Source organism: Pontibacter qinzhouensis, from assembly GCF_008017455.1.
Lineage (GTDB): Bacteria > Bacteroidota > Bacteroidia > Cytophagales > Hymenobacteraceae > Pontibacter > Pontibacter qinzhouensis.
The window spans coordinates 1-6,376 of the sequence record NZ_VRTY01000173.1; the positions used below are offsets into that span (position 1 = coordinate 1).

5 protein-coding genes are annotated in these 6,376 nt (G+C 44.9%); 3 read left to right on the top strand and 2 right to left on the bottom strand.

Features of this window, described 5'->3' with window-relative positions; translation table 11 throughout:
• Window positions 1–528: 528 nt before the first annotated feature.
• Complete coding sequence (gene mazG, locus FVR03_RS23480; protein WP_147924213.1) at window positions 529–1,338, bottom strand: nucleoside triphosphate pyrophosphohydrolase; 810 nt, start codon at window positions 1,336–1,338, stop codon at window positions 529–531.
• Between the two features lie 505 nt (window positions 1,339–1,843).
• On the opposite strand from mazG, the gene glmM reads away from it, so the two are divergent.
• The 3 genes from glmM to FVR03_RS23495 all read left to right on the top strand — a co-directional run bounded on the left by glmM (window position 1,844) and on the right by FVR03_RS23495 (window position 5,209).
• Window positions 1,844–3,235 (top strand): phosphoglucosamine mutase, encoded by a 1,392-nt coding sequence (gene glmM / locus FVR03_RS23485; protein ID WP_147924214.1) that lies wholly within the window; start codon window positions 1,844–1,846, stop codon window positions 3,233–3,235.
• A gap of 142 nt (window positions 3,236–3,377) precedes the next feature.
• Window positions 3,378–4,520, top strand: a complete 1,143-nt coding sequence (locus FVR03_RS23490; protein WP_147924215.1) for a cysteine desulfurase family protein — start codon at window positions 3,378–3,380, stop codon at window positions 4,518–4,520.
• Window positions 4,521–4,627: 107 nt separating this feature from the next.
• On the top strand, window positions 4,628–5,209 hold the full coding sequence (locus FVR03_RS23495) for an LOG family protein (RefSeq protein ID WP_147924216.1): 582 nt from the start codon (window positions 4,628–4,630) through the stop codon (window positions 5,207–5,209).
• A gap of 394 nt (window positions 5,210–5,603) precedes the next feature.
• On the opposite strand, the gene FVR03_RS23500 is transcribed toward FVR03_RS23495, so the two are convergent.
• On the bottom strand, window positions 5,604–6,376 hold a 773-nt coding region (locus FVR03_RS23500; protein ID WP_147924217.1), incomplete at its 5' end, for a ferrochelatase.

A 6,376-nucleotide genomic window follows, 5' to 3' on the forward strand; every position in this document is an offset into this window, starting at 1 on the left:
TTAATAAGTTTAAAGTTTAGCTGTTTGTGTTGTAATAAATTGTTTGTGTAATGACTAAATGTTTTAGATTAGGTTTTAGTTCTTTATTAGTTTGCAATATCTATTTTTTCTGCAATTTATGAATAAAATATAACCTTTATTTTCAAAAATTCGACTAACAACTTAAAAAAGAAGCCATTATTAACTATTTAACTAGCGTAAGTAAGTGCTCATAATATGGCTCTACAAATCTAACTAATTTCAAAAAAGGATGCAAAACGAAATTTAAGATACCTCTTTCCCCGTCTTCTGCTATAATGATTCAAGTACAGTCTTAAATGCATAAATAAAAATGATAAATATCTTAAAAAATACAGCCGCTTGAGGTTTTTAAAGAGCAAACACTGTAACTACATCCAAAATATAAGCATTTTTTTGATTTAAGGTGTATCCTGAACGTTTAATACACTTAAATAAGGTAAATCACCACTCGTAAGTCAGCATCAAAGGTTTAAATATAATAATTGATGTTGCAACTTGTTTATTAGTTTAGCGTTTTTTTGCCTGATTCCAGTAATAATCCATCTCTTTCAGGCTCATGTGCTGTAATTTCTTGCCGTCTTTTGCGGCTTCTGTTTCCAGGTAATTAAAGCGGTCTATAAACTTCAGGTTTGTTCGCTCTAGGGCCTCCTCCGGGTTGATGTCTACGAAACGGGCAAAATTGATAAGCGAGAATAATAGATCGCCGAACTCTCCGGCTGCTTTACGCTGGTCTATAGCTGTACCTTCTGCGACATTAAACTCCGACTCAAACTCTGAGAGTTCTTCCTGCACCTTTTCCCATACCTGTGTACGTTCCTCCCAGTCAAAACCTGCCCCGCGGGCTTTTTCTTGTATGCGCATAGCCTTCACAAGTGCCGGTAGCGAGCTTGGTACGCCTCCGAGTACCGATTTGTTTCCTTCTTTTAATTTCAACTGCTCCCAGTTCCGCTTAACCTCCTCTTCTGTATGAACTTCGGTGTCTCCATAAATATGCGGATGCCTGAAAATAAGTTTCTCGCAAAGTGTGTTCAGAACATCGGCTATATCGAAGCTTTGTTGCTCAGAGGCTATTTTAGCATAGAACACCATATGCAGCATAATATCGCCTATCTCCTTTTTGATTTCTGGCATATCGTTCCGGATGATAGCATCTGAAAGTTCGTAGGTTTCCTCAATCGTCAGGTGGCGCAGACTTTCTATAGTTTGTTTTTTATCCCAGGGGCATTTTTCGCGTAGCTCCTCCATAATATCCAGCAGCCGGTTAAAGGCTTCCAGTTGCTTTCCGCGGGGGCTATCTTCAAAAAAAGTCTTTTTCATGGGGTAAAGGTACTAAATTGAATGGCCAACTTTTTAGCTTCAGGGCCTGCAATGTATGTTAAGTTATTGTTACTAAAACCGGCAAAAGCAGATAATTACTTCAAATTAAGGCTGCTAGCTAGTTAGCTCTCGGCAATTTTACCCTCAATATAATAAGTTTTTAGCCTACTTGTTGAAATTATTCAAATGAAAAATGCCTTCCGAAAGATTTTTGCTCTTTTTTTGCCAAGGGTTGGCCGTTGCCAGTTGCCTGATTTAGCCTCGGGTAATACTGGTAAAAGGAGCTTTTTCAGGCATTAAGTAAGCTTTATAAGTTTTATGGTCTTAAGCACGATTACCGGAACAGTTTTTGAGCACCATGGCACCTAAAGCGCTAAAGTTAGCCATTCTTGGCTTGCAGCTCTCACTGCTAACCATAAAGAGAGATGCTTTATTTAAAGAATTCAACAATTTAGCTATTAAACATTTATTACTACTTTTGCTTCCATTAAAAATATAATAACAAGTGGCTTTAATAAAATCGATTTCTGGAATTAGAGGTACTATTGGAGGGAAAGCAGGCGATGGCCTTACTCCGGTAGATGTGGTGAAATTTGCTGCTGCCTATGGCACCTGGGTACTGCAAACAACAAACAACAACACGATCGTTATCGGCCGCGATGCGCGCTTGTCTGGCGATATGGTAAACAAGCTGGTATGCGCTACCTTGCAAGGCCTGGGCATACATGTTATTGATGTCGGGCTCTCTACAACACCTACCGTAGAAATGGCAGTGCCAGACAAAAAAGCAGGTGGCGGCATTATTTTAACAGCCAGCCACAACCCGAAACAGTGGAATGCCCTGAAACTGCTGAACCAGCATGGCGAGTTTATTTCGGATGCCGAAGGCAAACTGGTGCTGGAGCTTGCTGAGCAGGAAGCCTTTAATTTTGCCCAGGTAAATGACCTTGGTACCTACAAGCAAACCGATAAAGCGCTTAAAAAACATATTAAAGCCATTCTGAACCTCCCTTTGGTAGATGCTAAGGCAATTGCAGCAAAAGACTTCCGGGTGGCGATAGACTGCGTTAACTCTAGCGGAGGCATAGCAGTACCTATGCTGCTGGAGGCGCTGGGTGTAACCAAAATCGAAAAGCTGTTCTGCGAACCCGATGGTAACTTTGCCCATAACCCGGAGCCGTTGCCAGAGAACCTGCGCGAAATCTCTAAAGTAATTGAAAAAGGCAAATTTGACCTGGGCATAGTAGTAGACCCAGATGTAGACCGTTTGGCGCTGGTAAGCGAAGACGGCAGCATGTTTGGCGAAGAGTACACACTCGTAGCTGTAGCAGATTATGTGCTGAAGAACACAGTAGGCAACACGGTATCGAACCTGTCGTCTACGAGGGCACTCCGCGATGTAACCGAGAAAGCCGGCGGTACTTATTATGCAGCGGCAGTAGGAGAGGTAAACGTGGTGAACATGATGAAGGCTCAGAACGCTATTATAGGTGGTGAGGGTAACGGCGGTATTATTTACCCTGAATTGCACTACGGCCGCGACGCGCTGGTGGGCATAGCGCTTTTCCTGACACACCTGGCAAAAGCTGGCATGAGCATGACTCGTTTAAGAAACTCCTACCCGAGCTACTACATCTCTAAAAATAAAATAGAACTCACGCCCGAGGTAGATGTAGATAATGTGCTGGTGCAAATGCAGCACCGCTACGCCAAACAACCGATTAACACCATAGACGGTGTAAAAATTGAGTTTGGGAAAGAATGGGTGCACCTGCGCAAATCAAACACCGAACCTATTATCAGAATATACGCTGAGTCTGATAGCAATGCAACAGCCGAGCACCTGGCAAACAAAATTATAGCTGATATAAAAGAGATTATCTCTGAGAAAGTATAATGTGTTGTTGTAAAAACATACTACCACACGCTTAACTGGTTGCGCCAGGTGCAGAGACAATAAGAAGTCTGCTGCACCTGGCGCAACTTTTTTATGTAAGTTTGTGGTTCGATAAATAAGAACAATTAAATAAAGTACTTATATGCGTGTTTATTTAGATAATGCTGCTACCACTCCCCTCGATAAAGAAGTGTTTGATGCCATGGCTCCCTATATGCTGGAGCACTTTGGCAATCCCTCGTCTATACACGGGCACGGGCGGGAGGTAAGGGCTGCCATCGAGAAAGCGCGTAAAACCATAGCGGGCTTGTTGCATACATCACCCGCTGAAATATTTTTTACCTCTGGCGGCACCGAAGCCGATAATACGGCTATTGTGTGTACTATTCGCGCTTTAGGCATTAAACATGCCATTACTTCTCAGTTGGAGCACCACGCGGTGCTGCACACGTTGCAAATGCTGGAGAAGAAGGGGGAGCTAACCTTAAATTACCTGCGCCACAATGCACAAGGCGTACTCGACCTGGAGCACCTGGAAGAACTGCTGGCACAGAATCCGCAAACGCTTGTCTCGGTCATGCATGCCAACAACGAAATAGGCAACCTGAACGATGTGGAGGCGATAGGTGCGATCTGCAAAAAACATAACGCTGTATTCCATGCTGATACGGTGCAGACAATGGGCCACTACCGCCACGACCTGCAAAAGCTGAACGCCAACTTTATAGTAGGCTCGGCACACAAGTTTCATGGCCCGAAAGGCGTTGGCTTTTTATATGCCGATGCGGGTATAAAAGTGCAGCCGCTTATACATGGGGGCTCGCAGGAGCGCAACATGCGGGGCGGCACCGAAAACGTGTATGGCATTATAGGCCTGGCAAAGGCGCTGGAAATAGCCTACCGCGACATGGACGAGCACCAGCAGCATATTCAGGGGCTGAAAGATCGGCTTATACATAAACTGAAGGAGCAGGTGGATGGGTTAACGTTTAATGGTTTATCAGCAGATGCAGATAAAAGTCTGTACACGGTGCTGAGCGTAAGCCTGCCGCCATCCGATATAACCGAGATGCTGCTCTTCAGCCTCGACATAAATAAAATTTCGGCTTCGGGAGGCAGTGCCTGCAGCAGTGGCGCTAATGCCGGCTCTCATGTGCTGGAGGCGTTAGGCATAGATCCGAATCGCGGTAACATCCGTTTCTCGTTCAGCAAATACAATACGCCCGAAGAAATAGATTATGTAGCCGAAAAGCTGGCGCAACTGTATAAAAAAGTGCCGGCCTAAGTCTCTGCGCTTTCTGCTGTACGTATATAAGGCTCCTTCAGAAATGAGGGAGTTTTTTAATTTAAGAATCTGCTGCAAGATATTCCGGAATATACAATAAAAGAAGCATGAAAAGTTTAGGAGTTTTTTGTGGTGCTAATGCAGGTGCAAACAAAGCATATCAGGTAGCGGCCGTTAACCTTGGCCAACTTATGGCTGCTCAGGATATTTCTTTGGTATTCGGTGGCGGGAGAGTAGGTTTAATGGGAGCCATTGCCGATAGTGTACTGGCCGGAGGCGGCAAGGCAGTGGGCGTTATTCCGCAGAGCCTGGTAGATAGAGAGGTAGCGCACACTGGCCTTACCGAACTGCATGTGGTGCAGACCATGCACGAGCGCAAGGCTTTAATGGCCGCTCATGCCGATGCCTTTGTGGCCATGCCAGGCGGTTTCGGCACCTTCGACGAGATTTGCGAAATCATTACATGGAACCAGTTAGGCATTATTCAGAAGCCAGTCGCTTTTTTAAACGTAGGTGGCTATTACAACAAGTTTTTTGAGATGATAGCACATGCCGTGGCAGAAGGATTCATCAAGCCCATACAGCACGATACTATTATTTTAGAAGAAGATCCGGAGCTATTGCTCCAGAAACTGAAAGCCAATGCCGCTGCCACCTCTAACGACCAAGTAGATTTCAGCAGGATATAAAATGGCAGGTAATAACGCCTTGCTAAAGCCTTGACGAAAATCTAACTAAAAACCTTCTGAAGGCTATTTTCATTAGCAGAATTGCTTGTTGGTGGGGTTAAACCGGAAGATGATGAAGAGGGAAGTATAGACATTGCCAAACTTTCTAAGAATCCAATACTAAGTATATTCATCCAAAATATCTAGAATAGACCCTTGGCTAAGTTTTGACAAAAAACCTTCTGGAGGCTATTTCCATTAGAATAGTTCAGGATTTACCGTCATTTAAGACTCTCATTCACTTAATTGCTTTATAGAATAAAAAAGGAGAGCCGACGCTATGTAGTTTCGCCGGCTCTCCTTCTCATTTTTAGTATCGATACACTGTAGCTCTACAGACTCTGCAAGAGTACATTTAGTTCTTCAGCACCATTTCCTTTACTGCCTCTACCCAAAGTGGGTGCGAGTTCAGGCTTTCTACGAGCTGCCATTTCTCGCCACCCGCTTCTATAAACATCTCCCTGAACTCTTCGCCTACCTCAATAGTGGTTTCAAGACAATCGGCTACGAAAGCGGGGCTGTAGGCCAGCACTTTTTTGATTCCTTTGCCTGGCAGGTCTTTCAGAATAAAGTCGGTGTAAGGCGTAAGCCACGGGTCTTTGCCCAACCGCGATTGGAAAGCTACCGAGTATTGATCTTCGCGAATGCCAAGTGCTGCGGCTAGTAACCGGGAAGTGGCGTAGCAGGAGGCGCGGTAGCAGTATTTGTTTCGTTTATTATAGGAGTTGCAGCAGGAGCCAAGTTTGCAGTACCCATTGTCGCTGCCTTTGAGCACATGCCGCTCGGGCACCCCGTGGTAGCTGAAAACCACGTGGTCGTAATCTTCCTTGGCCATGTGCTGCCTGCCTAGCGTTGCAAAAGCGTTTATAAATCCTTCGTCGTCGCAGAACGATGAGATAAAGCTGATATTCGGAATAACCCACCAGTCTTTCACGATTTCCATTACCTTGTCCTGCACCGAGCCGGTAGAGGCCGATGCGTACTGCGGGAACAGCGGCAACACAATAATCCGGTCAACGCTTTGCTCACGCAGCTCCTCCAGGGCACTTTTAATGCTTGGGCTTTGGTAACGCATGCCAAAAGCTACGTGGTAGCCGGAGCCAAGGGAGTCCTGCAGTTTCTTTTGCA